At 37.4% G+C, this 696-nt stretch carries 1 protein-coding gene; it reads left to right on the top strand.

The genetic code is table 11. The features are described 5' to 3' along the window. The first annotated feature begins 76 nt into the window (after window positions 1–76). On the top strand, window positions 77–625 hold the full coding sequence (locus JIV24_RS22235) for a M3 family metallopeptidase (protein WP_200467283.1): 549 nt from the start codon (window positions 77–79) through the stop codon (window positions 623–625). The last annotated feature ends 71 nt before the right edge of the window (window positions 626–696 follow it).

Below are 696 nucleotides of genomic sequence, written 5' to 3'. Positions count from 1 at the left end.
GAAAAAAGAAACCAAAGAAGTCTTACTCTATGAATTACAAACGATTATAAAGTCATGTTAACTAAACGACATTGAATTGACACCTGCGAATTTTAGCATGGCCCGCTCATCGGCCAATCGTGTGCTACGTCAGGAAGTAACTAAAACCTATTGGGATAATTACCTGAACTACGAAGGAACCTTCGGTGAAATGCTAAACGGACAAGTAAAAGTGAATGTTTTCAGAGCGAAAGCACGCAATTATGACTCAGCCTTGGAGGCTGCCATTAAGCCTAATAATATCCCTGTTGAAGTATATAAGTCCCTGGTTAAAAACATCAATGACAATTTAGGAACATTTCATCGCTATCTGGAATTGAAGAAACGTATGTTAGGCGTTGAGCAACTAATGTACTCCGACATATACGCACCAACGGTAAAAGGTGTTGAGTTAAAATATAATTACGAAGAGGCTCAAGAATTAATTTTAAAATCGCTTAAGCCACTAGGTAAAGACTATATCGAAGTTGTAGATCATGCCTTTAATAACCGTTGGATTGATGTATATCCAACTGCAGGTAAAAGAAGTGGTGCTTATTCAAACGGTGGCGCCTATGATGTGCATCCATATATATTAATGAACTGATGTTTCCCACGTAAGTTAAAACGCTGAATGTCAAGCAAAAAGAAGCATGATTCGCTTTGTTAATTCATTAA

It is taken from the genome of Carboxylicivirga marina (genome assembly GCF_016612505.1).
GTDB classification, from domain to species: domain Bacteria; phylum Bacteroidota; class Bacteroidia; order Bacteroidales; family Marinilabiliaceae; genus Carboxylicivirga; species Carboxylicivirga marina.
This window is presented reverse-complemented; position numbering and strand designations above follow the sequence as displayed.